The organism is Micromonospora echinofusca (genome assembly GCF_900091445.1).
GTDB lineage: Bacteria > Actinomycetota > Actinomycetes > Mycobacteriales > Micromonosporaceae > Micromonospora > Micromonospora echinofusca.
In genome coordinates this window covers 947,501-973,331 of the sequence record NZ_LT607733.1, presented here as the reverse complement: position 1 = coordinate 973,331, position 25,831 = coordinate 947,501, and the positions used below count along the sequence as shown (strand labels likewise).

At 71.8% G+C, this 25,831-nt stretch carries 16 protein-coding genes and 2 rRNA genes (1 of these 18 only partly in view); 5 read left to right on the top strand and 13 right to left on the bottom strand.

Annotated elements, in window-relative coordinates:
* Positions 1 to 10 precede the first annotated feature (10 nt).
* The 5 genes from rplU to GA0070610_RS04495 form a co-directional block, all read right to left on the bottom strand.
* Entirely contained in the window at positions 11 to 325 is a 315-nt protein-coding gene (gene rplU, locus GA0070610_RS04515) for a 50S ribosomal protein L21 (RefSeq protein WP_088975625.1), read from the bottom strand.
* Positions 326 to 490: 165 nt separating this feature from the next.
* Complete coding sequence (locus tag GA0070610_RS04510) at positions 491 to 991, bottom strand: hypothetical protein (RefSeq protein ID WP_088998858.1); 501 nt, start codon at positions 989 to 991, stop codon at positions 491 to 493.
* 118 nt (positions 992 to 1,109) lie between these two features.
* A complete protein-coding gene (locus tag GA0070610_RS04505) occupies positions 1,110 to 4,283 on the bottom strand; it encodes an Rne/Rng family ribonuclease (RefSeq protein WP_088998857.1) in 3,174 nt (1,057 codons plus the stop codon).
* A 131-nt stretch (positions 4,284 to 4,414) separates the two neighbouring features.
* A complete protein-coding gene (locus tag GA0070610_RS04500; protein WP_172896394.1) occupies positions 4,415 to 5,149 on the bottom strand; it encodes a TIGR03936 family radical SAM-associated protein in 735 nt (244 codons plus the stop codon).
* Positions 5,150 to 5,319: 170 nt separating this feature from the next.
* Positions 5,320 to 7,305: a TIGR03960 family B12-binding radical SAM protein gene (locus GA0070610_RS04495; RefSeq protein WP_088998856.1), complete on the bottom strand. Its 1,986-nt coding sequence runs from the start codon at positions 7,303 to 7,305 to the stop codon at positions 5,320 to 5,322.
* Positions 7,306 to 7,894: 589 nt separating this feature from the next.
* On the opposite strand from GA0070610_RS04495, the gene GA0070610_RS31310 reads away from it, so the two are divergent.
* Complete coding sequence (locus tag GA0070610_RS31310; protein WP_231926156.1) at positions 7,895 to 9,016, top strand: hypothetical protein; 1,122 nt, start codon at positions 7,895 to 7,897, stop codon at positions 9,014 to 9,016.
* Positions 9,017 to 9,089: 73 nt separating this feature from the next.
* Here GA0070610_RS31310 and GA0070610_RS04480 read toward each other — a convergent pair whose 3' ends face one another.
* Both GA0070610_RS04480 and ileS read right to left on the bottom strand, forming a co-directional pair.
* Complete coding sequence (locus GA0070610_RS04480) at positions 9,090 to 9,785, bottom strand: lysophospholipid acyltransferase family protein (RefSeq protein WP_088998855.1); 696 nt, start codon at positions 9,783 to 9,785, stop codon at positions 9,090 to 9,092.
* Between the two features lie 161 nt (positions 9,786 to 9,946).
* Positions 9,947 to 13,093, bottom strand: coding sequence for an isoleucine--tRNA ligase (gene ileS, locus GA0070610_RS04475; protein ID WP_088998854.1), 3,147 nt, complete (start codon positions 13,091 to 13,093; stop codon positions 9,947 to 9,949).
* A gap of 315 nt (positions 13,094 to 13,408) precedes the next feature.
* On the opposite strand from ileS, the gene GA0070610_RS31305 reads away from it, so the two are divergent.
* Both GA0070610_RS31305 and GA0070610_RS04465 read left to right on the top strand, forming a co-directional pair.
* Positions 13,409 to 14,431 carry an ArsR family transcriptional regulator gene (locus GA0070610_RS31305; protein WP_088998853.1) on the top strand — a complete coding sequence of 341 codons (1,023 nt, stop codon included), beginning with the start codon at positions 13,409 to 13,411 and terminating at the stop codon, positions 14,429 to 14,431.
* Positions 14,432 to 14,927: 496 nt separating this feature from the next.
* Positions 14,928 to 15,368, top strand: coding sequence for a carboxymuconolactone decarboxylase family protein (locus GA0070610_RS04465; RefSeq protein ID WP_088998852.1), 441 nt, complete (start codon positions 14,928 to 14,930; stop codon positions 15,366 to 15,368).
* A gap of 70 nt (positions 15,369 to 15,438) precedes the next feature.
* Here the strand turns inward: GA0070610_RS04465 and ndk are convergent, their stop codons facing one another.
* On the bottom strand, positions 15,439 to 15,864 hold the full coding sequence (gene ndk, locus GA0070610_RS04460; RefSeq protein WP_088998851.1) for a nucleoside-diphosphate kinase: 426 nt from the start codon (positions 15,862 to 15,864) through the stop codon (positions 15,439 to 15,441).
* A gap of 143 nt (positions 15,865 to 16,007) precedes the next feature.
* On the opposite strand from ndk, the gene GA0070610_RS04455 reads away from it, so the two are divergent.
* Positions 16,008 to 17,390, top strand: coding sequence for a VOC family protein (locus tag GA0070610_RS04455; protein ID WP_088998850.1), 1,383 nt, complete (start codon positions 16,008 to 16,010; stop codon positions 17,388 to 17,390).
* A 3-nt stretch (positions 17,391 to 17,393) separates the two neighbouring features.
* Here the strand turns inward: GA0070610_RS04455 and GA0070610_RS04450 are convergent, their stop codons facing one another.
* The 3 genes from GA0070610_RS04450 to GA0070610_RS04440 are packed head-to-tail and all read right to left on the bottom strand — an operon-like array spanning position 17,394 to position 21,795.
* The gene (locus tag GA0070610_RS04450; protein ID WP_088998849.1) at positions 17,394 to 17,849 is read right to left on the bottom strand and encodes a DUF4233 domain-containing protein; all 456 of its coding nucleotides are present in this window, start codon (positions 17,847 to 17,849) and stop codon (positions 17,394 to 17,396) included.
* The gene (locus tag GA0070610_RS04445; RefSeq protein WP_088998848.1) at positions 17,846 to 19,180 is read right to left on the bottom strand and encodes a bifunctional folylpolyglutamate synthase/dihydrofolate synthase; all 1,335 of its coding nucleotides are present in this window, start codon (positions 19,178 to 19,180) and stop codon (positions 17,846 to 17,848) included. Before GA0070610_RS04445 ends, GA0070610_RS04450 begins: the two co-directional genes overlap by 4 nt.
* Positions 19,177 to 21,795 (bottom strand): valine--tRNA ligase, encoded by a 2,619-nt coding sequence (locus GA0070610_RS04440; protein ID WP_088998847.1) that lies wholly within the window; start codon positions 21,793 to 21,795, stop codon positions 19,177 to 19,179. Before GA0070610_RS04440 ends, GA0070610_RS04445 begins: the two co-directional genes overlap by 4 nt.
* Before the next feature lie 69 nt (positions 21,796 to 21,864).
* Here GA0070610_RS04440 and GA0070610_RS04435 point away from each other — a divergent pair, with 69 nt between their 5' ends.
* A complete protein-coding gene (locus GA0070610_RS04435; protein WP_088998846.1) occupies positions 21,865 to 22,548 on the top strand; it encodes a hypothetical protein in 684 nt (227 codons plus the stop codon).
* Positions 22,549 to 23,163: 615 nt separating this feature from the next.
* Here GA0070610_RS04435 and rrf read toward each other — a convergent pair.
* A 5S ribosomal RNA gene (gene rrf / locus GA0070610_RS04430) occupies positions 23,164 to 23,280 on the bottom strand.
* 83 nt (positions 23,281 to 23,363) lie between these two features.
* Positions 23,364 to 25,831: ribosomal RNA gene (locus tag GA0070610_RS04425) — 23S ribosomal RNA — on the bottom strand (it continues 643 nt past the right edge of the window).

Genomic DNA, 25,831 nt, shown 5'->3' with positions numbered 1-25,831 from the left:
TGAGGACGACCTACTTCCCGCTGGAGATGCCGGTCACCTTGACCTGGGTCAACGGCTGGCGGTGACCCTGGCGCTTGTGGTAGCCGGTCTTGTTCTTGAACTTGTGGATCCGGATCTTCGGGCCCTTGGTGTGCGCGGCGATCTCGCCGGACACCGCGACCTTGGCAAGCTTCGCCGCGTCGGTCACCAGGTCGTCACCGTCGACGAGGAGCACCGCGGTGAGCTTCACCGCGTCGCCGGGGGCACCGACGAGCTTCTCGACCTCGATCACGTCGCCCTCGGCGACCTTGTACTGCTTGCCGCCGGTCTTGACGATCGCGTACATCGGAGGCGGACTCCCTGTCGTTGAGGCTGCTGGCGGGTGTTCCCGCGGCGGCTCGCCGGGTAGCAGAGGCACGGCGGCGCGGGCACGCGAGAACTCGGTACACCAAAGTGCACCGCAGGCCAGCGTACGCCATCGGAGGGCCGACGCCCAAACCGGGCCCGCCGGTCAGCGGGCGCAGAGCTGGTCGAGGCGCTGCCGGAGCCGGTCGAGCTCGGTCTCGTCGATCGAGTCGACGTCGGTGCCCAGCGTGCCGACCTCCGCCGCCATGTCCGCGAGAAGGGTCTTGAGCTGCGCATCCTCGGCCCGGGTCGACTCGCGCCGCAGCGTGCTGCGCCAGTCGGTCAGCGCGGTGGAGATGTGGTCACGGGCGGTCCGGGCCGCCGCCGCGTCGTCCGCCCCGACCGCCGCGACCATCTTGCCGAGCTCCTCGACGTACGTCCGCACGGCCGTCTCGCCGGCCCGCTGTGCCGCGGCACACACCTCGGGCGCGTTGCCGCCCGCCGCCCCGCTGCCGGCGCCCGTCGTCGCGCCGCTGGCGGGTCCGCCCGTCGCCGGGCCCGTCGGGGCACTGCCGGGCGGGGCTGCCCGCTCCGGCCGCTCGGCCGCGCACCCGGAGCCGGCGAGCAGGACAGCGGTGAGCGCGGTGACGGCGAGCAGACGGCGCATCGTTCTTCTCCTGACCGCAGGCGGCCGTTCGTGGCCGGGGATCGACCATACGACAGGGCCCCGCCCGCCGGACATCGCCGGGGACGGGGCCCTGTCACACGTCGGACCGATCAGCCGGTCACGGCCGGGTACGCCGCCGCGCGCCGCTGCGGCGGGACCGGCGCCGGCCGGCACCGCCCTCCGACTCGTCGCCGTCGGCGTCGGAGAGCGCGTCCGGGTCGTCCGGGGCGGCGAGCCGGGCCGACTCGCCCGTCTGGCTGTCGGCGGCCTCGCCGGCGGCGGTGGTGTCCGCCTCGTAGCGGGACAGGTCGTAGCCCATGGTGTCGTGGTACTCGGCGTCCGGGGCCGCGTCGGCGACGGTCTCGGTGACCTCCGCCACGGTGCGCTCGGCCGGCGCGCCCTTGCGCGCCCGGCGCCGGGAGGTTCCGGCGGCCGGCTCCGCCGCCGGGGCGGTCACGGCGGAGGCGACCGCCTTGACCTTCTCCCCCGCGCCGCCACCGCCGGAGCGCGGCTTCTCGGGCACCGGCTCGGTGTGGATGATCAGGCCCCGGCCCTTGCAGCACTCGCAGGTCTCGCTGAACGCCTCCAGCAGGCCCGCGCCGATCCGCTTGCGGGTCATCTGCACCAGCCCGAGCGAGGTGATCTCGGTGACCTGGTGCTTGGTGCGGTCCCGGCCCAGGCACTCGGTCAGCCGGCGCAGCACCAGCTCACGGTTGGACTCCAGCACCATGTCGATGAAGTCGATCACCACGATGCCGCCGAGGTCGCGCAGCCGGAGCTGGCGGACGATCTCCTCGGCCGCCTCCAGGTTGTTGCGGGTGACGGTCTCCTCCAGGTTGCCCCCGGAGCCGGTGTACTTGCCGGTGTTGACGTCGATGACCGTCATCGCCTCGGTCCGGTCGATCACCAGCGAGCCGCCCGAGGGGAGGAAGACCTTGCGGTCCAGTCCCTTGATGATCTGCTCGTCGATGCGGTACTCGGCGAAGACGTCGGCGGTGCCGACGTGCCGGCGCAGCCGGGCGACCAGGTCGGGCGAGACGTGCGACAGGTACGACTCGACGATGTCGTACGACTGCTCGCCCTCGATCACCAGCTCGCGGAAGTCCTCGTTGAACAGGTCCCGGACGACCCGGATGACCAGGTCCGGCTCCTCGTAGAGCAGCACCGGGGCGCCGCCCTCGGTCGCCTTGGCCTGGATGTCCTCCCACTGCGCCTGGAGCCGCTTGACGTCGCGCGCCAGCTCGTCCTCGCTGGCGCCCTCGGCGGCCGTCCGGACGATCACGCCCGCGCCGTCCGGCACCAGCTTCTTCAGCACGTCGCGCAGGCGCTTGCGCTCGGTGTCGGGCAGCTTGCGGCTGATGCCGGAGGCGTTGCCGTGGGGCACGTAGACCAGGTGCCGGCCGGAGAGCGCGATGTGGCTGGTCAGCCGCGCGCCCTTGTGACCGATCGGATCCTTGGTGACCTGCACCAGCACCGAGTCGCCGGAGCGCAGCGCCTGCTCGATCGAACGGGCCCGCCCCTCCAGGCCGGTGGTGTCCCAGTTGACCTCGCCGGCGTACAGGACGGCGTTGCGGCCGCGCCCGATGTCGACGAAGGCCGCCTCCATGCTGGGCAGGACGTTCTGCACCTTGCCGAGGTAGACGTTGCCGGCCATGGTGCCGGAGGAGTTGCGGGTGACGTAGTGCTCGACGAGCACCCCGTCCTCCAGGACGGCGATCTGGGTACGGTCACCGCGCTGGCGTACCGCCATCACCCGGTCGACGGCCTCCCGCCGGGCCAGGAACTCCGACTCGCTGAGGATCGGCGGCCGGGTACGGCGCTGCTCGCGGCCGTCGCGGCGGCGCTGGCGCTTGGCCTCCAGGCGGGTGGAGCCGGAGACGCCCTGCACCTCGTCGACGGTCTTGCGCGGCTCGCGGATCTTGACGACGGTCGGCACGCCGTCGTCGGCGCCCGCCTCGACGTCGCCGGCACCCCGGCGGCGGCGACGGCGACGGCGGCGGGTCAGCGCGTCGCCGCCCTCGGCGTCCTCGTCCTCGTCGCCCTCGGTCTCCTCCGCCTCGGCCTGCGCGGCCTCCTCGGACTCCTCGTCCTCGACGTCGTCCGCGCCGCCCTTGCCCCGGCCACGGCCGCGACGGCCACGCCGACGCCGGCGCCGGGCCGCGGCGCTCTCGTCGTCCTCGTCCTCGTCCTCGGCGGCCTCCTCGGCCTCCTCCACCGGCTCCTCGAGCTCGACGGCCTCGACCACCTCGGCGTCGCGGCGGCCACGTCGGCGGCGGCGCGCCGGCTCGACCGGCTCCTCGGCGGCGGGCTGCTCCTCCGGCTCCGGCTCCGGTGCCGGCGCGACGACCCGGGCGACCGGGACGTCCTCCGGCTGCGGGGCCATGAAGAGCACGGTGGGCGCGGAGAGCGCGGCCCGCCGGCGGCGGGTGCGCGGCTCCGGCTCCGGCTCCGGCTCGACGACCGGCTCGACCTCCTCGGTCGGCTCCTCCTCCTCGGCGGGCGCGGTGACCGCGACGCCCGGCGGCACCTCACCGGAACGGCTCTCGGCGCCGCTGACCGCGACGGGCGGGGCGGCGGCGCCGAATCCGGTGCCGGCCTCCGGCTCGACCCCGGCAGGCGGCGGCTCCACGGCCCCGGCGGGGGCGGCGCCGGCGACGTCGGGCGGGGTCTCGGCGGCCGGCTCGGCCGCGGCGGGGGCGGCCTTCTTCCGACGGGTACGCGTCGCCTTGACCGGCGGCGCGACCGGCTCGGTGGGCGCCTGGTCGGCTGCGACCGGCGCCTCCCCGGTGGCCTCGGCGGGCCGGGTGGCGGCCTCGGGTGCCGGCGCGGCGGCCTCCGGGGCCGGCGCGGCGGTGTCCTCGGCGACCTTCGCGGTGGTGGCCTTGCGGCGGCGGCGGGTCGCCTTCGGGGCGGCGTCGAGGTCGCCGGAGACGGGGGCGAACACCTCGGCCTGCGGCGCCTCGCCGCTGCCCGACACGGACGCCGTGGACGCCTCGACGGGCGCCTCGGTCTGCTCCGGCTGGTTCAGCGGCGCGGCCCGCCGCCGGGTGGTACGCCGTCGTACCGGGGCGGCCGGGGCCTGCTCGCCCTCGCCGGTGCCAACCTGGTCGGCGCCGGCGTTCTGCGCCGCGGGGGCGTTCCCGCCGTCAGCGGCGCTCGCCGCTCCGGCGGCGTGCTCCACCGCGGGGGCGTTCCCCGCCCCGGCGGCGGTCTCGACGGTGCTGGCGTCAGCGGTCTCGCCGGCCGGCTGTGAACCGGTCCGTTCGCCGCCCTCGGGCTCGTTCTCGAGCATGGACGTTCTCCAGTTCTGGCTGCCCCGGGCGCGGGTGAGCGCTGCCACGCAGGGTCGCCGCAAAAGTGTTTCCGCCGGGCGCGCACGGTGCGCGACCGCCGAAGTCTGCCTACCTGAACGCTGACCGACGGTCAGTGTTCACCGATGGTTGCCCCGTCGCGGTCCGCGTCCAACGGATCCGCGATCGCATCCTGCGCGGTCAGCGTGCCCTGTGCCAGCCGGATCACCCTCGGCGAGACCGGCGGCTCCAGGTCGGCCACCACGCGGAGGCCGGAAAGGACGTCATCGGGCCGCACGGAGGGGGTGACCTGCCGCACGACCAGTTCGAGTATCGCACACGGTACGGCCGGGGCCCCGGAAGGCGTCTCCGGCGACCCCACGACATCGATGCGGATCACCGCCGCGCGGGCGTCGAAGGTGCGCCGGCCCTGCTTGGTCATCCGCTCGACCAGCACCTCTTCGGCGGCCGTGAAGGCGGAAACCGCCCGTTGCAGGACGGCCGGGTCGACCTCGGGCAACTCGATGCGCCAGTGCGACGCCTCGATCCGGTCGGCAAGACTTCCCCCCGAGGCCACTACCGCGTCGAGCACGTCGAGCCCCGGCGAGAGGGCGGCGTCCAGCGCGGCGCGCAGCTCCGCCGGGTCGACCTGCTCACGCAGGCCGATCTCCAGGTACTCGGCCTCGCTCGCCACGCCCGTCGGGGCGGCGCTGGCGTACGAGATCTTGGGGTGCGGGGTGAAGCCCTGGGAGAAGGCGATCGGCACGCCCGCCCGGCGCAGCGCCCGCTCGAACGCGCGGGCGAAGTCCCGGTGCGAGGTGAAGCGCAGCGGGCCGCGCTTGGCGTACCGGATCCGGACCCGCTGCACGACGGGTGCCTGACCGCCCTCTGGCTGTGGTTTCCTGCTGATCGTCGTGCTCCTCGTCCGGTCAGTGCTCGTTGATCATGAAGTTGTCGCCGGCGACACGCGGTCGCGGTGGCGACAACCTCATGATCGACGCAATGGGGGCCCGGGGGTGGGTGGGGGTCCGGGTGGGGTCAGGGCTGGGCGGGGGTGGGCAGCTTCAGGCCGTTGACCGGGGTCAGCGGGAGCAGCTTCTTCCCCGTCGGGCCGATCTGGATCTCGGTGTCCATCGACGGGCAGACGCCGCAGTCGAAGCACGGGGTCCATCGGCAGTCGTCCTGCTCGTACTCGCTGAGCGCGTCCTGCCAGTCCTGCCAGAGCCAGTCCTTGTCCAGGCCCGAGTCCAGGTGGTCCCAGGGCAGGACCTCCAGCTCGTCGCGCCGGCGGGTGGTGTACCAGTCGAGGTCGACCCCGAAGGCGGGCAGTACCTCGGTCGCCGCCTGCACCCAACGCTGGTAGGAGAAGTGCTCGCTCCAGCCGTCGAACCGGCCGCCGTTCTCCCAGACCCGGCGGATCACCGCGCCGACGCGGCGGTCACCCCGGCTGAGCAGGCCCTCGATCAGCGACGGCTCGCCGTCGTGGTAGCGGAAGCCGATCGCCCGGCCGAGCGAGCGGTCCGCGTTGATCGCCTGCTTGAGCATCCGGAGCCGGCCGTCGATGACCTCCGGCCGCTCCATCGGCGCCCACTGGAACGGGGTGTGCGGCTTCGGAACGAATCCGCCGATGGAGACCGTGCAGCGGATGTCCTTCGAGCCGGTGGCGGCCCGGCCGGCCCGGATGACCTCGTGGGCCATGTCCGCGATCTCGAGGACGTCGTCGTCGGTCTCGGTGGGCAGGCCGCACATGAAGTACAGCTTCACCTGCCGCCAGCCGTTCGTGTACGCGGTGACGACGGTGCGGATCAGGTCTTCCTTCGACACCATCTTGTTGATGACCTTGCGGATCCGCTCCGACCCGCCCTCGGGGGCGAAGGTCAGGCCGGTACGCCGACCGTTGCGGGACAGCTCCTGCGCGAGGTCGATGTTGAACGCGTCCACCCGGGTCGACGGCAGCGAGAGCGAGACGTTGGTGCCCTCGTACTGCTGGGCCAGGCCGGAGCACATGTCGCCGATCTCGGAGTGGTCGGCCGACGACAGCGACAGCAGGCCCACCTCGTGGAAGCCGGAGAACTCCAGCCCTTCGCGCACCATCTGCCCGACGGTGGTGATCGAGCGCTCCCGTACCGGCCGGGTGATCATGCCGGCCTGGCAGAACCGGCAGCCCCGGGTGCAGCCCCGGAAGATCTCCACCGCGTACCGCTCGTGCACGGTCTCGGCGAGCGGTACCAGGGGCTTCTTCGGGTACGGCCAGGCGTCCAGGTCCATCGTCGTGCGCTTGTGCACCCGGAACGGCACGTCCGCCCGGTTCGGCACGACCCGCTGGATGCGGCCGTCGGGGAGGTAGTCCACGTCGTAGAAGCGCGGCACGTAGACGCTCTCGGTGCGGGCCAGGCGCAGCAGCAGCTCGTCGCGCCCGCCCGGGGAGCCCTCGGCCTTCCACTCCCGCACGATCCCGGTGATCTCCAGGACCGCCTCCTCGCCGTCGCCGAGCACGGCGGCGTCGACGAAGTCGGCGATCGGCTCCGGGTTGAACGCGGCGTGGCCGCCGGCCACGATCACCGGGTCGGCGTCGGTGCGGCCGGCGGCGAGCAGCGGGATGCCGGCCAGGTCGATCGCGGTGAGCAGGTTCGTGTAGCCCAGCTCGGTGGAGAAGGAGACGCCGAAGACGTCGAAGTCGCGTACCGAGCGGTGCGCGTCGACGGTGAACTGCGGCACGCCGTGCGCGCGCATCAGCTTCTCCAGGTCCGGCCAGACCGCGTACGTCCGCTCGGCGAGCACGTCAGGCAGCTCGTTGAGCACCTCGTAGAGGATCTGCACGCCCTGGTTTGGCAGGCCGACCTCGTAGGCGTCGGGGTACATCAACGCCCAGCGCACGGCCGCCGCGTCCCAGTCCTTGACCACCGCGCCCAACTCGCCACCGACGTACTGGATGGGCTTGGTCACCTGGGGCAGCAGCGGCTCCAGCCGGGGCCAGATCGAATTGGCCGCGGCGGGGCGCGGCGTGGTGGACGGGACGCTCATGATGCCCAAGGGTACGCGGCCCGGCGGCGGCGACCGCGCGCACGCCGGGCGTCGCGCGCCGCGACGGCGCGGCGGCCCCGCGACGCGTCCGCCCGGCCTCGTGCGGCGCCGGCGACGGCGGTGGCCGGGATCGCCCCGCTGGCGCGTCGGTACTAACCTCGGACCGGCGCGAGAGGAGATTGCCGCGATGCCGCAGCCGCAGCCGGGCCCGGACCGGCCGGCCGACGGGAGCCCCCCGGGTCAGGACCAGGTTCAGGATCCGGCGGTCACCGAGGAGCCCCCGACCTCCCCCGCAGCACCCGCCCCCGCTGGCGGCACGGGCCCGGAGGGCACCCGTGAGCTGCCCACCGACGACCCCGGGTCGACCGCGCGCGCCGACGTCCCGCACGACGCGGGCGCCGGGTCGCGGGGCTCCGGCGACGCCGTCGCCGGGCGGGACACGGACGGCAGCGGGCCGAGGGACGCCGACGGTGCCGGGTCGGACGACACGCGCGCCGCCGCGCCCGAGCGCCCGGCCGGTGTCGGCCCGGAGGGCACCCGGCTCCTGCCCGGCGACGGTCCGCCGGCCGTCGGCCCGCAGGGCACCCGGATGTTCCCCGCCGACGAGCAGCCGGCCGAGCCGCCCGCGCCCCGGTGGAGCGGTTCGGCGGCGGTCCCTCCGCCGAAGCCACGCAAGCGGGCCTGGGGCGAGTCGGCCGAGATGCCCCCGGTGCCGGCGCCGGCGCCCCCGCCCGAGCAGCCCGAGCACCTCACCCCGGTCGACCCGTGGGCGGGCGCGGACACCGGTGGGTGGGACCTGCCGCCACCCCCGCCGCCGACACCGACGCTGCCCTACCCCGTGGCGCCGCCGCCCCGGCCCCACTCCGGGCCGCCGGCCGCACCCGTGCACTCCCCCGCCCCACCGGAGCCACCGCGGCCCGCGCCGCCCCGGGTCGCCTACCCGGCCGCCCCACCGCCGGCGTACCCCGTCTCGCCACCGCCCGTGGCCTACCCCGTCTCGCCGCCGCCGGCCTCCCGGCCGCCAGCGCCCGCCCGTCCGGCGCCCACCCGTCCGGCGCCGCCCCCACCGACGCCGCCCGCGCCGCCCCGGCAGCGTCGGGCGTCCGCGCCGCCGGCCGGACCGCAGGCCCCCCAGGGGTACGCCCCGAAGCCCACCCGCAGGCGACGCCGGTGGCCGTGGATCCTGCTGCTCATGCTGGCCTGCTGCTGCGGCTGCCCGGCCTACTACGGCGTGCCGATGGCGTCGCAGTACCCGGCCGACGCCGCCCTGCCCGCCGAGGTGGCCGACCTGCGGCTGCGCGACGACAACACCAGCAAGGCGACCGCCAAGCAGTTGGAGGCGGAGGTGCGCAAGGCGCACTTGCTGGCCGAGGACACCTTCGCCGGCGTCTACAGCACGGCCGCCGGCAAGCGGGTGACGGTCTTCGGCGGCACCGGCTTCCGGTTCACCCCCGAGTCCGACGCGGAGGACGAGATGACCCGCCTCACCGGGCAGTACTCCCTCGGCGAGGCGCAGGTCGTCGACACCGGCGTACGCGGCCGCCACCAGCGCTGCGCGGTGGGCCGGGCCGACGGCCAGGACGTGGTGGTGTGCACCTCGGTCGACCACGGCAGCATCGCCACCGCGGTCTTCACCCGGCTCTCGCTCGACGACAGCGCCACCCTGCTCGGCACCCTGCGCGAGCAGGTGGTCACGACCAAGCAGAAGTAGGTCTTCGCGGCTCGACCGGCTCCACGCCGTCGACACCGGAGCAGCGGCGCGGCTCGGCCGCCCCGTGACCGGCTCAGGCCGGGGTGTCGCCGGGGGTGGCGGAGTGCGCGCGCGGCGGGGCGTAGCGGGGCACGTACTCCTGGCCGGTGAGCTTCTGGATCTCGGCCATGACCTCGTCGGTCATCTCGCGCAGCGACGTGCGGTCGTCCGGCCGGCCGGTGAAGTCGAGCGGCTTGCCGAACCGGATGGTGATCTTGGCGCGGCCGGGGCGGGGCACCCGGGTCCCGATGGGCTGGGCCTTGTCGGTGCCGGTCATGCCGACCGGGATGATCGGCACGCCGGCCGCCACCGCCAGCCGGGCCGCCCCGGTGCGCCCCCGGTAGAGCCGGCCGTCCGGCGACCGGGTCCCCTCCGGATAGACCGCGACCAGGTCGCCGGCCTTGAGCACCGGGATGGCGGCGTCGAACGCGGACAGCGCCGCGCGCCCGCCGGCCCGCTCGACCGGGATGGCGCCCAGGCCGGTGAGCACGTGCTTGGAGAGGGCGCCCTTCGGGCCGGTGCCCTTGAAGTACTCCGACTTCGCCCAGAACGCCAGGTGCCGGGGGACCACGGTGCCGAGGAACAGCTCGTCGGCGACCGAGAGGTGGTTGCCCGCGAAGATCGCACCCCCCGTGTCCGGAATGTGCTCCAACCCCTCCACGGTCGGACGGAAGGCCAGCCGGAGCGCGGGCGCCACGGTGAGCTTGCCGATGGTGTAGAGCAGGGGCACTGGTCCTCCGGCGGAGTGTGTGCGAACAGGCGGTGTCACGGTAACCGACGGGTCCACGCGGCGTCGTCGGGGTGGCGGGTCGACCGCCAGGTGAGCGGGCGTGTCGGGGCTGGTGGGAGCGGTCCGGTGGCGCACCGCGGGACCGCCCCCACCGCACGGACTCATACCCTGCGGACGGCCACCGTCACCCGTTCGCCCTCGCCGACCTCACCGGTGAAGCCGTCCACCCCGTCGGCGAAGTCGACGGAGTCGGCCAGCACCTCCCGGGCCACGAAGTCGGTGTACGCCGCCACCGCCGCGCGCACCTCCTCGCCGGCCGACAGCGCCACCACGACCCGGTCCGAGACGTCCAGGTCGGCGTCGCGGCGGGCCTGCTGCACCACCCGGACGACGTCGCGGGCCAGGCCCTCGGCGGCCAGCTCGGGGGTGACCTCCGTGTCCAGCACGACCACGCCCTCGCCGCCGGGCAGCGGCGCGGAGTGCTCGGCGTCGGCGGCGACCAGGCGCAGCTCGTACTCGCCCTCGGCGAGGGTGACGCCGGCGGCGACCGGGGCGCCGTCGACCAGCTCCCACTGCCCCGCCTTGACCGCCTTGATGACCTGCTGCACCTGCTTGCCGACCCGGGGGCCGAGCGCGCGCGGCACCACGGTCAGCACCTGCTGGCAGTACGCGGACACCTCGTCGGTGAACTCCACCACCTTCACGTTGACCTCGTCGGCGACCAGGTCGGCGAAGGGCCGTAGCTGCGCCGCCGCCGGCGAGGCGACGGTGAGCCTCGACAGCGGCAGCCGGACCCGCAGCCCCTTGGCCTTGCGCAGCGACAGCGCCGCCGAGCAGACCTCGCGGGTGGCGTCCATCGCGGCGACCAGGTCGTGGTCGGCCGGGAAGTCCTCCGCCGACGGCCAGTCGGTCAGGTGCACCGACCGCTCGCCGGTCAGGCCGCGCCAGATCTCCTCCGCCGTCAGCGGCGCCAGCGGCGCCACCACCCGGCACAGCGTCTCCAGCACCGTCCACAGGGTGTCGAACGCCTCCGCGTCACCGGACCAGAACCGGTCCCGGGACCGCCGGACGTACCAGTTGGTCAGCGCGTCCAGGTAGGACCGGACGGTGGCGCAGGCGCCCGAGATGTCGTACGCGTCCATCTGCTCCTGGACCGTCGACACCAGCTCGTTGGTCTTCGCCAGCACGTACCGGTCGAGCAGGTGCGTGCTGTCCGTCCTCCGCTTGGCCCGGTGCCCGTCGGCGTTGGCGTAGAGCGAGAAGAAGTACCAGACGTTCCACAGCGGCAGCAGCACCTGGCGCACCGAGTCGCGGATGTTCCCCTCGGTCACCGCCATGTCGCCGCCGCGCAGCACCGGCGAGGACATCAGCATCCAGCGCATCGCGTCCGAGCCGTACGAGTCGAACACGTGGTAGACGTCCGGGTAGTTGCGCAGGCTCTTGGACATCTTGCGCCCGTCGGAGCCGAGCAGGATGCCGTGGCTGAGGCAGTTGCGGAACGCCGGCCGGTCGAACAGCGCGGTGGCCAGCACGTGCATGGTGTAGAACCAGCCGCGGGTCTGGCCGATGTACTCCACGATGAAGTCGCCCGGGTAGTGGTGCTCGAACCACTCGCGGTTCTCGAACGGGTAGTGCACCTGGGCGAACGGCATCGAGCCGGACTCGAACCAGCAGTCCAGCACCTCCGGCACCCGGCGCATCGTCGACTTCCCCGTCGGGTCGTCCGGGTTGGGACGGACCAGCTCGTCCACCGCCGGCCGGTGCAGGTCGCTCAGGCGTACGCCGAAGTCCCGCTCGATCTCCGCCAGAGAGCCGTAGACGTCGACCCGCGGGTGGTTCGGGTCGTCGGACTTCCACACCGGGATCGGCGAGCCCCAGAACCGGTTCCGGCTGATCGACCAGTCGCGGGCGTTGGCCAGCCACTTGCCGAACGAGCCGTCCTTGATGTGCCCCGGGGTCCAGTTGATCTGCTGGTTGAGCTCGACCATCCGGTCCTTGAACTGCGTCACCGCAACGAACCACGACGACACCGCCTTGTAGACCAGCGGGGTGTCGCAGCGCCAGCAGTGCGGGTAGGAGTGGGTGTAGGTGTCCTGCTTGAGCACCACCCCCCGCTCCTTCAGCTCCCGGATCACCGGCTTGTTGACGTCGAAGACCTGCTCACCCTCGTACGGCGGCACCAGCGCGGTGAACCGGGTGTGGTCGTCCACCGTGACGATGGTGGGGATGCCGGCCGCGTTGCAGACGTTCTGGTCGTCCTCGCCGAAGGCCGGAGCCAGGTGGACGATCCCGGTGCCGTCCTCGGTGGTGACGAACTCCGCGCCGAGCACCTGGTAGGCGTTCGGGCCCGCCTGCTCGACGAGGAAGTCGAACAGCGGGGTGTAGCGGCGCCCGACCAGGTCCCGGCCGGAGACGGTGCCGACCTGCTCGTAGCCCTCCAGCTCCTTGGCGTACGCGGCCAGCCGCGCCGCCCCGACGACGTGGCGCTGCCCGTCGCGCTCCAGCACCGCGTACTCGATGTCGGGGCCGACGGCGAGCGCGAGGTTGGACGGCAGGGTCCACGGCGTGGTGGTCCAGACGCCGAGGCGTACCGGCCCGCGTACCAGCTCCGGCGCGTCCTCGTCGGGGGTGAGCGCGAACCACACCGACAGCGTCGGGTCGTGCCGGTCCCGGTAGACGTCGTCCATCCGGGTCTCGGTGTTCGACAGCGGCGTCTCGCATCGCCAGCAGTACGCCAACACCCGGAAGCCCTCGTAGACCAGGCCCTTGTCGTGCAGGGTCTTGAAGGCCCACATGACGCTTTCCATGTAGTCCAGGTCGAGGGTCTTGTAGTCGTTGGCGAAGTCGACCCAGCGGGCCTGGCGCGTGACGTAGCGCTCCCAGTCGTGGGTGAACTCCAGCACGGAGCTGCGGCACGCCTCGTTGAACCGGGCCACGCCGAGGTCGAGGATCTCGGCCTTGCTGGTGATGCCGAGCTGCTTCTCGGCGACCACCTCGGCCGGCAGGCCGTGGCAGTCCCAGCCGAAGCGCCGCTCGACCCGGCGACCGCGCATCGTCTGGTAGCGGGGCACCACGTCCTTGACGTAGCCGGTGAAGAGGTGCCCGTAGTGCGGCAGGCCGTTGGCGAACGGCGGGCCGTCGTAGAAGACGTACTCGTTCTTGCCTTGGTCGCCGGCCGGCCTGGCCTCGACCGAGGCCTCGAAGGTCTTGTCGGCCGTCCAGTGCTCCAGGACCCGGCGCTCGACCGCGGGCAGGTCCGGGCTCGCCGGGACGCCGGCGACGGTCGGGTCGTGCAACGGATAGGCCATCGCGGGTCGTTCTCCTCGCAGCTCACTGGTCATGTGGTCTGCGAGGACGAGCCTTCTCGGACGCGCCTCGACGGCGCCCCCGGGCAGGCCCGCGGTACCACCCCGCTTGACGGTCAGGATCGACCGCCCGCTCGTTGGCCGGCTGTGACGGGCCGGACCCGTCCGGTTCTACTGGGCCGGCGTCAGCCGGCTGTTCTTCCGGAGGCTCACCGGTGATGGCCGGGTCGTCGCCTTACGACCGCCAAGGCTACCCGACCACCCGGAAAGATCGCCGCCGAGTAAACCCGCCCGGCTACCGGTGCCTAGGGTGACGGGGTGATCCGGATCAGGTTGGACGAGCCGACGCTCGCGCGCACCCGGATCGCGATCAGCCCGCTCTGGGAGGTGTGGACCAGCCTCTACCTGCTGCACCGCAACCCGCGAGAGGCGCCATGGCCGTACACCGGCTGGGCTCGGCACGCCCGGCGGGTACTCGCCGAGGTGCCGGCGACCGCGCCGGTCCGGCTGCTGCTCGCCTCCGGCCGCAGCGCGCCCGACTTCCTGACCCCGATCCCGCCGTCGTCGACCCCGACCCTGGCCGACGAACTGGCCGCGCTGCGCGCGACGCCCGCCGAGGTGATCGCCGAGCAGATCCCCCGCTACCACCGCCCCGACGACCTGCCCGGCTGGCTGAGCCCGTTCGTCACCGACCGGTCGGCCGCGCTGGACCGGCTGGCGGGCGGCATCGAGGCCTACTGGGACGCCGCGATCGGCCCCTGGTGGCCGGCGATGCGGGCGGCGTTGGACGAGGAGGTGCTGCACCGGGCCCGCGCACTGGCCGCGGACGGTCCGGACGCGCTCCTGGGTGACCTGCACGAGCAGGTGCGCTGGGAGAATCCGGTCCTCACCCTCATGAAGTCGCTGGAACGGCAGATCGAGGCGGTCGACCAGCGGCTGCTGCTGATCCCGCTGATCTTCTCCCGCGGCGCGCTCTCCTGCTCCACCGACCATCCGGAGATCGTCGCCGTCTCCTACCAGGCGCGCGGCGCGGCACTGCTCGCCGAGGAGGGTCCGGGCCGGACCGCGTCCCCCGCAGCGGCCACCGACCGGCTGGCCGTCCTGGTCGGACGCGCCCGGGCCCAGGTGCTCAGGGTGCTGACCCGGCCGTCCACCACGGCCGGGCTCGCCGCCACCCTCGGGCTGGCACCGAGCACCGTCTCGGAGCACCTCTCCGCGTTGCTCTCCGCCGGTGTGGTGCACCGCCGCCGGGTGGGCCGTCGGGTGCTGTACGGCCTCGAACCGGCCGGCCTGGCGCTCGTCCAACTGGTGGGCGACGAGCCTGTCATCGCCTCGGCCTGAGCATTCGGCCGGAGCCGAATTCGTTCCCACCGGCGTCGTGTCCCCCTAACGTGCCGGGCGTGAGCACCGACGCGGTGAAGGCGGTGGGCGACGACGGACGTACCGCTGTCGCACGGGGTGGTCGCGGCCACGGTGCCGGTAGGTGGACGCGGTCCGCGACGCCGACCCGACGGTCGGCAACGGGGAGCTGTTCGGCCCGCTCGGACCGACCGGCACCGACGAGATCACCTTGACACCGCTGGACCTGCGCGGCGCTCATCCCGACCGCCGGCGGGGTCGGGACCTGCCCCGACGTCGTCCGGCAGGCCCACGAGGTCCGCCGGCGGCTCGGGGCAGGTCCGCCGCGACCGGTTCCGCCGCTGCGCTCTCCTGGCCGTCCGGCGGGGGCCGACCCGCCGTCGAACGGCGTGACCGGGCTCACGTCCGCCGGTGTCACGCCGTGCCTGGGCGCGCCGTCGTGTGGGTGTCGAGACAGACCGGACCGAGGAGGGCCGTCATGCAACGGATGAACGTGGCCGAGGTGGCACCGCAGGCGTACCAGGCCGTGCTGGGGCTGGAGAAGTACGTCCGGGCGAATGTCGGGCACACCGCGCTGGAGTTGGTGAAGCTGCGGGCGTCGATGCTGAACGGCTGCGCGTTCTGCGTCGACATGCACAGCCGGGACGCGCTGGCGGCGGGCGAGTCGGACCGGCGGCTCTTCGCCGTCGCCGCGTGGCGGGAGGCGCCCTTCTTCGACGAGCGGGAGCGGACCGCGCTGGCCCTCACCGACGCGGTGACCCGGCTCGGCGAGCACGGCGTGCCCGACGACGTCTGGGACGCGGCGGCGAAGGTGTGGTCGGAGAAGGAACTCGCGGACCTGCTGATGGCGATCGCCACCATCAACGTGTGGAACCGCATCGCCGTGACCTGCCGCACCGACCTGCCCGCGGAGGCGTGACGGTCACCGACGCGACGCCGGCGGCCGGTGCGCGCGACGCGCACCGGCCGGTGCCGCACTCCCGGGTGGGTCAGCCCAGCTCGGGGAACCAGAGCGCGATCTCGCGCTTGGCGCTGTCGGGCGAGTCGGAGGCGTGCACCAGGTTCTCCCGGTTGGACAGGGAGAGGTCGCCGCGGATCGTGCCGGCGGCGGCCTTGCGGCCGTCGGTCGCGCCGATCATGCCGCGTACGACCTCGATCACCTGGTCGCCGGAGAGCACCAGCGCCACCAGCGGGCCGCCGGTCATGAAGTCCTTCAGCGGCGGGTAGAACGGCTTGTCCACGTGCTCGGCGTAGTGCTGGTCGGCGAAGTCGCCGTCCAGCGTGCGCGCCTGCATGGCGTCGATCCGCAGCCCCTTGCGCTCGAAGCGGGAGATCACCTCGCCGACCAGCCCACGGCGGACCGCGTCGGGCTTGATCAGTACGAGGGTGCGCTCATCGGGGCTGCTGCTGGACACGCTGGGTTCCTCCTGTGCGCACAAGACGGTCGGGCTGGGTACGGTCAGCCTAGCGACCCGGTCCCGGCGCCGGCGCGGCGGTCGGTCCTTCCTCCGGCGGCCGATCCGGCCTAGCCTGGCCCTTGACCCTCGGGAGGTCCACTGTGGCGAATGGCGGGAACCGACCCATCGCGCCGGTACGCAAGCTGATCGCCGCGGTGCTGGGCACCGTGGCCACCTTCGTCGTCCTCTTCGGCCTCGGCATGACCAGCTGGGCGATCGTGGCGCTGGGGGTCGCCCTGCTGGTGCTGGCCATCGCGCTGGCCACGGTGCGCGGGGGCGGGCGCACCTGGGTGGTCGGCGAGGGCCACGTGCACAGCGCCTCCGAGCCGCCCACCCAGTACGCCTTCGGCCGCTGCGAGCTCCAGCTGGTGATCGACGCCCCGGGGCTGCCGCCCCGGTCCAAGAAGATCATCGAGCCGCGGGTGCCGGTGGCGAAGTGGCCGTCGCTGGGCCAGACGCTGCCGATCCGGGTGGCCCTGGACGACCAGCGGCATGTCCGGGTGCTCTGGGACGACGTGCCCACCCACGCGGAGACCGCCGCCGCCGCCGTCGCGGCCGACCTGCCGCCCGAGTACGCGGGCACCGAGCCGCTGGACGACGTGCTGATCCAGCAGGAGGCCCCGCCGTGGGCGGACCGGGCGCCGGACGACGACTTCCGCGGCGACTTGCGGGACGACTTCCGCGACGACTTCAGGCCCCCGGCCGGCGATCCGCTGGGCGACCCCGCCGGGGACCCGCTGGGCGACCCGCTCGGCGACGACCGGGGCAGGCAGTCCGAGGAGCGCGAGCCCGTCGTGGTGCACCAGCGCCCGGGTGGGCCGGTCGTGTTGGAGGGCACGCTCGTCGAGCAGCCCGCCGCCGGCACCCTGCCGCGCCGGGCCACCCCGACGCCCCGCCCGCCCGCCGAGGAGCGGTTCGACGCCCCCGGGGAGCGCCTCGACCCGCCCCCGCCGGCGGACCCGATCGACCTGCCCCTGGACGATCCCGCCCCGCCACGCGACCGGGTCCGCGACCAGCGGATCAGCCCGGAGGAGCTGGACGAGGCGATCTTCGGCCCCGGGCCGGCGACGGACGACGACGGGGAGACCGCCGCCGGCGACGAGTTCGGGTCGCCGATCGCCGGGGTGGGCCTGACCCTGCTGGTCACCGACCTGCCCCGCTCGCTCGACTTCTACCGCGACCTGGGCTTCGCCGAGGTCGACCGGGGTTCGGGCAACGCGGTCCTCTCCTCGGGCACGACCCGCCTGGTGCTGCGGGAGGTGACCGAGGCGGCGCCGATCAGCCGCCGCCTGGTGCACGTCAACCTCGAGGTCGACGACATCGGCTCCGCCTACGAGCGGCTGCGCGGGACGGGCGTGCGGTTCACGTACGCCCCCCGGGTGGTCAACCGGGGCACGAAGCTGGAGGTGTGGGCGGCGGCGTTCCGCGACCCGGACGGCCACGGCATCGCCCTGACCCAGTGGCGGGAACGCGCCGAGGCCTGACCGTCAGCCCAGGATGACCCGGCGCACGTGCAGGGCGTACGCCCACACCAGGGCGAAGACGACGCCCAGCACGAACAGCGACCAGTGCAGCAGGCCGGCCAGCATCAGCAGCCCCTGAAGGGCGGTGCCGGCGTGCCAGGTCCACGGCCGGCGCATCGTGCCGGCCAGCAGCACCGCCGCCACGGCCAGCGCCACGACCACCCCGATCGCCGCGCCGCCCAGGTCGCCGCCGACGACCCGGATGGGCTGGATGGCCAGCACCAGCACCAGCGCTTCCAGGCTCAGCGTGCCGGCGCCGAGGCCACGGACCGCCCGCTCCGGGTTCCGCAGCCCGGAGCGTCGTGGCGGCCGCCCGCCGGGGGTGTCGTCGGTCGTACCGGCCGGCAGGTGCCCCGGGGCGCCGTCGGTCGTACCGGCCGGGCGGTCGTCGCCCGCGGGGACCCGCTGCGGCCCGCTCATCGCTTCAGCAGCCGGCGGGCGTCGGCCACGGTCACCACCGATCCGGTGACCAGCACCCCGACCCCGCTCAGCTCCCCCGGTACGTCCTCCTCGGCCAGCGCCACCGCCGCCTCGATCGCGTCCGGCATCTCCTCGGCCACCTCCACCCGGTCGGGCCCGAAGACCTCGGCCGCCAGCGCGGCCAGCTCATCGGCCGGGAGCGCCCGGGGCGAGCTGTTGCGGGTCACCACGACCTGGTCGACCACCGGCTCCAGCAGTTCCAGCAGGCTGGCCGCGTCCTTGTCCGCGAGGACGCCGACCACGGCGACGAGCTTGCTGAACGCGAACTCCTCCTGGAGGGCCGTCACCGTGGCGGCCATCCCGTGCGGGTTGTGCGCCCCGTCGAGCAGGATGGTGGGCGCGCTGCGCACGCGCTCCAGCCGCCCCGGCGAGCTGGCGGTGGCGAAGCCCTCCCGGACCGCCTCGACGTCGAGCTGCCGCTTCGCCCCGGCGCCGAGGAACGCCTCGACCGCCGCCAACGCCACCGCCGCGTTCTGCGCCTGGTGGGCGCCGTGCAGCGGGATGAAGACCTCCTCGTAGACGCCGCCGAGGCCCTGGAGGGTGAGCACCTGCCCGCCGACGGCCACCGCCCGCCGCAGCACCCCGAACTCGGCGCCCTCCCGGGCGATGGTCGCGCCGACCTCGGCGCAGCGCTCCAGGATCGGCCCGGCGGCCTCCTCCTCCTGCGCCGCCGAGATCACCGTCGCGCCCTTGTGGATGATCCCCGCCTTGGCCAGCGCGATGTCCTGGATGGTGTCGCCCAGCCACTCGGTGTGGTCCAGCCCGACCGGGGTGAGCACGCACACCCCGGCCTGGATCACGTTGGTCGCGTCCTCGGCCCCGCCCAGGCCCACCTCGACCACCGCCACGTCCACCGGGGCGTCGGCGAAGGTGGCGAAGGCCAACGCGGTGGTCATGTCGAAGTACGTCAGCGGCTCCGCCGAGCGCTCGTCGACCAGTCGGGCCAGCGGCTCGATCTCCCGGTACGTGGCGACGAACCGCCCCTCGTCCACCGGCTCGCCGTCCAGGCTGATCCGCTCCCGGACGCTCTCCAGGTGCGGGCTGGTGTAGCGGCCGGTGTGCAGCCCGAACGCCCGCAGCAGCGAGTCGATCATCCGGGCCGTCGACGTCTTGCCGTTGGTCCCGGTCAGGTGGATCGACGGGTACGCCCGCTGTGGGCTGCCGAGCAGGTCCAGCAGCGACTCGATCTTGTCCAGCTCGAAGGCCATGCGGGTGAAGCCGCGGCCGGCCAGCTCGGCCTCGACGGCGGCGAAATCGGTGCGGTCGGTCACGAGGGCAGCGCCTCCAGAGCGGCGTCGATGCGGACGAGGTCGGCCTCGGCGACGGCGAGCCGGTCACGGATCTTGGCGACCACCGGCTCCGGCGCCTTGTCGACGAACGCCGGGTTGCCGAGCTTCGCCCGCGCCTGCGCGGCCTCCTTCTCGGCGGCCGCCCGGTCCTTGGTCAGCCGGGCCCGCTCGGCGGCCACGTCGATCGTCCCCCGGGTGTCCAGGGCCACGCTCACCTCGCCGGGCATGGCGAGCGTCGCGCTGGCCTGGAAGTCGTCGCCGGCCGCGTCGAGGCGCACCAGCGACCGGATCAGCGGCTCGTGCGCGGCGATGCCGGCGGCGGCCAGGCCGTCGAGCCGCGCGGCGACCCGCTGCGTCGGGCGCAGCCCCTGGTCCGAGCGGAACCGCCGGATCTCGGTCACGACCCGCTGGAGGGTGCCGACCTCGACCTCCGCGGCGTCGTCGACTCCGGTACGGTCGGCCACCGGCCAGGCGGCAGTCATGACCGTCTCGCCGCCGGTGAGCGCGGTCCACAGCTCCTCGGTGACGAACGGGATGACCGGGTGCAGCAGCCGCAGCAGCTGGTCCAGCACGTGCCCGAGCACCCGGCGGGTCGCCTCGGCGGCCGGGCCGCCCTCGGCGAGCACCGGCTTGGTCAGCTCCACGTACCAGTCGCAGACGTCGTCCCAGGCGAAGTGGTAGAGCAGGTCGCAGACCTTCGCGAACTCGTACGCCTCGAACTGCTCGTCGACCTCGGCGGTGACGTGCGCCAGCCGGGACAGGATCCACCGGTCGACCGTCGAGAGCGTGTCGGCCGCCGGCAGTGGCCCTTCGGTGTGCGCGCCGTTGAGCAGCGCGAACCGGGTGGCGTTCCACAGCTTGTTGCAGAAGTTGCGCGAGCCCTGGCACCACTCCTCGCTGACCGGCACGTCCCCGCCGGGGTTGGCGCCCCGGGCGAGGGTGAACCGGGTGGCGTCGGCGCCGTAGCGGTCGATCCAGTCCAGCGGGTCGACCACGTTGCCGAACGACTTCGACATCTTCTTGCCGAACTGGTCGCGGACCATGCCGTGCAGGGCCACCGTGTCGAACGGCTGCCGGCCGTCCATCGCGTACAGGCCGAACATCATCATCCGGGCGACCCAGAAGAAGAGGATGTCGTAGCCGGTCACCAGGACGCTGGTGGGGTAGAACTTCGCCAGGTCGGGGGTCTGCTCCGGCCAACCGAGCGTGGAGAACGGCCACAGGCCGCTGGAGAACCAGGTGTCCAGCACGTCCTCGTCCTGGTGCCAGCCCGCGCCGGTCGGCGGCTGCTCGTCCGGGCCGACGCAGACGATCTCGCCGTCCGGGCCGTACCAGACGGGGATGCGGTGGCCCCACCAGAGCTGCCGGGAGATGCACCAGTCGTGCATGTTGTCGACCCAGGCGAAGTACCGCTTGGCCAGCTCCGCCGGCTCGATCTTCACCCGACCGTCGCGCACCGCGTCGCCGGCCGCCTTGGCCAGCGGGGCGGTGTCGACGAACCACTGGAGCGACAACCGCGGCTCGACGGTCGTCTTGCACCGGGAGCAGTGCCCCACCGCGTGCACGTACGGCCGCTTCTCGGCGACGATCCGGCCCTGCTCGCGCAGCGCGGCGACGATCGCGGGACGGGCCTCGTAGCGGTCCAGGCCCTCGAACGGGCCGTGCGCGGTGATGACGCCGCGCTCGTCCATGATCGTCAGCGACGGCAGGTCGTGCCGCTGGCCGATCTCGAAGTCGTTCGGGTCGTGCGCGGGGGTCACCTTGACCATGCCGGTGCCGAAGCTCGGGTCGACGTGCTCGTCGGCCACGATCGGGATCCGCCGGTCGGTCAGCGGCACGGCCACCTCGGTGCCGATCAGGTGCCGGTAGCGCTCGTCGTCGGGGTGGACGGCGACCGCGGTGTCGCCGAGCATCGTCTCGGCACGGGTGGTGGCGACCACGACGTCGTCGCTGTAGCGGATCGAGATCAGCTCGCCGTCGTCGTCGGTGTGCTCCACCTCGATGTCGGAGAGCGCGGTCAGGCAGCGCGGGCACCAGTTGATGATCCGGTTGGCCCGGTAGATCAGCCCGTCGTCGAAGAGCTTCTTGAACATGGTCTGGACGGCCCGGGACAGGCCCTCGTCCATGGTGAAGCGCTCACGGTCCCAGTCGACGGAGTCGCCGAGGCGGCGCATCTGGCCGAGGATCGCGCCGCCGGACTCGGCCTTCCACTGCCACACCCGCTCGACGAACTTCTCGCGGCCCAGGTCGTGGCGGGACAGGCCCTCGCCGGCGAGCTGCCGCTCGACCAGGTTCTGGGTGGCGATGCCGGCGTGGTCCATGCCGGGCAGCCAGAGCGCCTCGTGGCCCTGCATCCGCTTGCGGCGGGTCAGCGCGTCCATCAGCGTGTGCTCGAACGCGTGGCCCATGTGCAGGGAGCCGGTGACGTTGGGGGGCGGGATGACGATGGTGAAGGGGGGCTTGTCGCTGTCCGCCGACGCCCGGAAGTGTCCGGCGGCTACCCACTGCTCGTACCGTCGCTGCTCTACCTCGCCGGGCTGGTACTGGCCGGCAAGGGCGGGGGCGTCGGGGCGTCGGGCATCCAGTCTCTCGGTCACCCTGAAAGTCTACGGAGCGCTTCGCGGGACCCGACGTGCGCCACCTGCTGTTCGCGTACGGTGTCGGCTATGTCCGACGCACATCTCACCGAGCGCCCGGCCGCCGACGGGCCCGAGCCGATCGACCTGACCGACGAGCCCATCCAGCTCAGCAACCGGGACCCGGAGAGCGCCCCGGAGCGGCGGGGGACGTGGTCGAGGCGCCGGCGGGTGGCGTGGGCCGTGGCGGCGGTGGTCGGCCTCGCGGGAGCCGCCGTGCTCGGCACGGCCGGCATGCGGATCGCCCAGCAGAAGGACGCCGATCTGGCCACCCCCGACCGGGTGGCGGGCCTCGTACGGGACGACAGCGACCGGGCCCGCAGCACGTCCGACTACCTGCGCAGCGGATTCGCCGCCGACATCGACCTGGACAGCAGCTTCGGCACCGTCTACCGCGATCCGGCCGACGAGAAGCGCTCGGTGCTCGTCTTCGGCGGTACGACCCTGCTCTGGCAGCCGGAACGCGACCTGGACAGCCTCTTCAAGCTGCTCACCGACGAGACCGGCAAGGTGACGGGGCTGCGCGAGGTGCCGGCCGGCCGCTTCGGCGGCGTGATGAAGTGCGGCACCACCAGCGGCGACGGCGGCGACTTCGCGGTCTGCGGGTGGGCCGACCATGGCAGCGTGGTGATGGCGATCCTGCCGGGGCGCGCCGTCGAGGACGCCGGCCGGCTGTTCCGCTCGATCCGCGAGGAGATCCAGACCCGCGGCTGACGCCTCCCGGCGCCTGCTGCACGCCGCTCGGAGTCGAGCGGTCGCCGCCATCGCCGAAAGCACTGGGCGGGAGAAGTTCAGCTGGCGCTACTCCGCCGAGCCGCGCTTCATCTGCGGTCCCGAACCGTCCTGACGCCCGCCTGACTCACGCTCGGGGAAGCTCCGCCGGCCAGTCGCCGGCGGGGCTTCTCCTGTCGTACGCGCACCGCGTCGGCCACCGAGGCCACGCGACCCGGCCCGAGCCTGACCGACACGGCGGCTATGGATGACCGTTGGTGAACCGCTACCGCCGATGGTGAACCAATACTCCGAACGCCGATACCTACGCGGCATAAAAATACCTTTGTGGTATCGGGCGAGCGGACTACACCGCCGTCGTCGAGGTCCGGCGCAGCCCAGTCGCGGTTCATGGGAACAGACCCGTGGTTCCTCGGGCGGTGGGCTGTCCCACGGCCTGATCTGAGCGGGCCGCCCTCCGGGTGTTGAGCGTCCCCTGGGCAGAGGCGGCACCGCACCACGCGGCGCTGCGTCCGCCCGGTCGGGTTACCCGCCCGGAAAAGGGTGCGTAACGCAGTTCAGGGCCACCCCGAAAGGGTGACCCTGAACTGAAAGATTGTCCGGCGGTGTCCTACTCTCCCACACCCTCCCGAGTGCAGTACCATCGGCGCTGGAGGGCTTAGCTTCCGGGTTCGGAATGTAACCGGGCGTTTCCCCTCCGCCATGACCGCCGTAACTCTATCGACATATCAAACAACACCACCACGTGGTCTGTTGTTCGTTTATCGAGAGTTGCACAGTGGACGCGTAGCAGCTTAGTAGTCAAGTCCTCGGCCTATTAGTACCGGTCAACTGAACCCGTTACCGGGCTTACATTTCCGGCCTATCAACCCAGTCGTCTAGCTGGGGGCCTTACCCCCACAAAGTGGGGTGGGATACCTCATCTTGAAGCGAGCTTCCCGCTTAGATGCTTTCAGCGGTTATCCCTTCCGAACGTAGCTAACCAGCCGTGCCCCTGGCGGGACAACTGGCACACCAGAGGTTCGTCCGTCCCGGTCCTCTCGTACTAGGGACAGCCCTTCTCAAGTATCCTACGCGCACGGCGGATAGGGACCGAACTGTCTCACGACGTTCTAAACCCAGCTCGCGTACCGCTTTAATGGGCGAACAGCCCAACCCTTGGGACCTGCTACAGCCCCAGGATGCGACGAGCCGACATCGAGGTGCCAAACCATCCCGTCGATATGGACTCTTGGGGAAGATCAGCCTGTTATCCCCGGGGTACCTTTTATCCGTTGAGCGACACCGCTTCCACTCGCAAGTGCCGGATCACTAGTCCCGACTTTCGTCCCTGCTCGACCTGTCAGTCTCACAGTCAAGCTCCCTTGTGTACTTGCACTCAACACCTGATTGCCAACCAGGCTGAGGGAACCTTTGGGCGCCTCCGTTACCCTTTAGGAGGCAACCGCCCCAGTTAAACTACCCACCAGACACTGTCCCTGAACCGGATAACGGTCCGAAGTTAGATACCCAAATCAACCAGAGTGGTATTTCAAGATTGCCTCCACCCATACTGGCGTATGGACTTCACCGGCTCCCACCTATCCTACACAAGCTAACTCAGATACCAATGTCAAGCTATAGTAAAGGTCCCGGGGTCTTTCCGTCCTGCCGCGCGTAACGAGCATCTTTACTCGTAATGCAATTTCGCCGGGCCTGTGGTTGAGACAGTGGGGAAGTCGTTACGCCATTCGTGCAGGTCGGAACTTACCCGACAAGGAATTTCGCTACCTTAGGATGGTTATAGTTACCACCGCCGTTTACTGGCGCTTAAGTTCTCCGCTTCGCCCCGAAGAGCTAACAGGTCCCCTTAACGTTCCAGCACCGGGCAGGCGTCAGTCCATATACATCGAATTACTTCTTCGCATGGACCTGTGTTTTTAGTAAACAGTCGCTTCCCCCTGCTCTCTGCGGCCATACAACGCTCCACCCGCGCGGGGCTTCACGTCTCCGGCCCCCCTTCTCCCTAAGTTACGGGGGCAATTTGCCGAGTTCCTTAACCACAGTTCGCCCGATCGCCTCGGTATTCTCTACCTGACCACCTGTGTCGGTTTGGGGTACGGGCCGCTAAGAACTCGCTAGAGGCTTTTCTCGGCAGCATAGGATCACTGACTTCACCTGAATCGGCTCGGCATCACGTCTCAGCCTTCATGTGTTGCGGATTTGCCTACAACACGGCCTACACGCTTACCCCGGCACAACCACCGGCCGGGCTCAGCTACCTTCCTGCGTCACCCCATCGCTTGACTACTACCCGCCAGGTTCCCACGCTCCCCAACCTCAACCCGAAGGCCTTGGCTGGTTTGGATGGTTAGCACAACGAGGTTCATCAGGGACGCTCTTTCGCGGGTACGGGAATATCAACCCGTTGTCCATCGACTACGCCTCTCGGCCTCGCCTTAGGTCCCGACTCACCCAGGGCGGATTAGCCTGGCCCTGGAACCCTTGGTCATCCGGCGGAAGGGTTTCTCACCCTTCTTTCGCTACTCATGCCTGCATTCTCACTCGTGCCGCGTCCACAACTGGGTCACCCCGCTGCTTCACCCCCGGCACGACGCTCCCCTACCCATCCACACACCTGCACAACACATCAAGGCGTTGCGTGGTTAAAATGTGAATGCCACAGCTTCGGCGGTGTGCTTGAGCCCCGCTACATTGTCGGCGCGGAACCACTTGACCAGTGAGCTATTACGCACTCTTTAAAGGGTGGCTGCTTCTAAGCCAACCTCCTGGTTGTCTATGCGACCCCACATCCTTTTCCACTTAGCACACGCTTAGGGGCCTTAGCTGGTGATCTGGGCTGTTTCCCTCTCGACTACGAAGCTTATCCCCCGCAGTCTCACTGCCGCGCTCTCACTTACCGGCATTCGGAGTTTGGCTGATTTCGGTAAGCTTGTGGGCCCCCTAGACCATCCAGTGCTCTACCTCCGGCAAGAAACACGCGACGCTGCACCTAAATGCATTTCGGGGAGAACCAGCTATCACGGAGTTTGATTGGCCTTTCACCCCTAACCACAGGTCATCCCCCAACTTTTCAACGTTGGTGGGTTCGGCCCTCCACGCGGTCTTACCCGCGCTTCAGCCTGCCCATGGCTAGATCACTCCGCTTCGGGTCTAGGACACGCGACTGAATCGCCCTATTCAGACTCGCTTTCGCTACGGCTCCCCCACACGGGTTAACCTCGCCACATGCCACTAACTCGCAGGCTCATTCTTCAAAAGGCAC

Coding starts and splice junctions, on each gene's coding strand:
- rplU (WP_088975625.1), bottom strand. CDS start 325: ATGTACGCGATCGTCAAGACCGGCGGCAAGCAGTACAAGGTCGCCGAG.
- GA0070610_RS04510 (WP_088998858.1), bottom strand. CDS start 991: ATGCGCCGTCTGCTCGCCGTCACCGCGCTCACCGCTGTCCTGCTCGCC.
- GA0070610_RS04505 (WP_088998857.1), bottom strand. CDS start 4,283: ATGCTCGAGAACGAGCCCGAGGGCGGCGAACGGACCGGTTCACAGCCG.
- GA0070610_RS04495 (WP_088998856.1), bottom strand. CDS start 7,305: ATGAGCGTCCCGTCCACCACGCCGCGCCCCGCCGCGGCCAATTCGATC.
- GA0070610_RS31310 (WP_231926156.1), top strand. CDS start 7,895: ATGTTCCCCGCCGACGAGCAGCCGGCCGAGCCGCCCGCGCCCCGGTGG.
- ileS (WP_088998854.1), bottom strand. CDS start 13,093: ATGGCCTATCCGTTGCACGACCCGACCGTCGCCGGCGTCCCGGCGAGC.
- GA0070610_RS04465 (WP_088998852.1), top strand. CDS start 14,928: ATGCAACGGATGAACGTGGCCGAGGTGGCACCGCAGGCGTACCAGGCC.
- GA0070610_RS04450 (WP_088998849.1), bottom strand. CDS start 17,849: ATGAGCGGGCCGCAGCGGGTCCCCGCGGGCGACGACCGCCCGGCCGGT.
- GA0070610_RS04435 (WP_088998846.1), top strand. CDS start 21,865: ATGTCCGACGCACATCTCACCGAGCGCCCGGCCGCCGACGGGCCCGAG.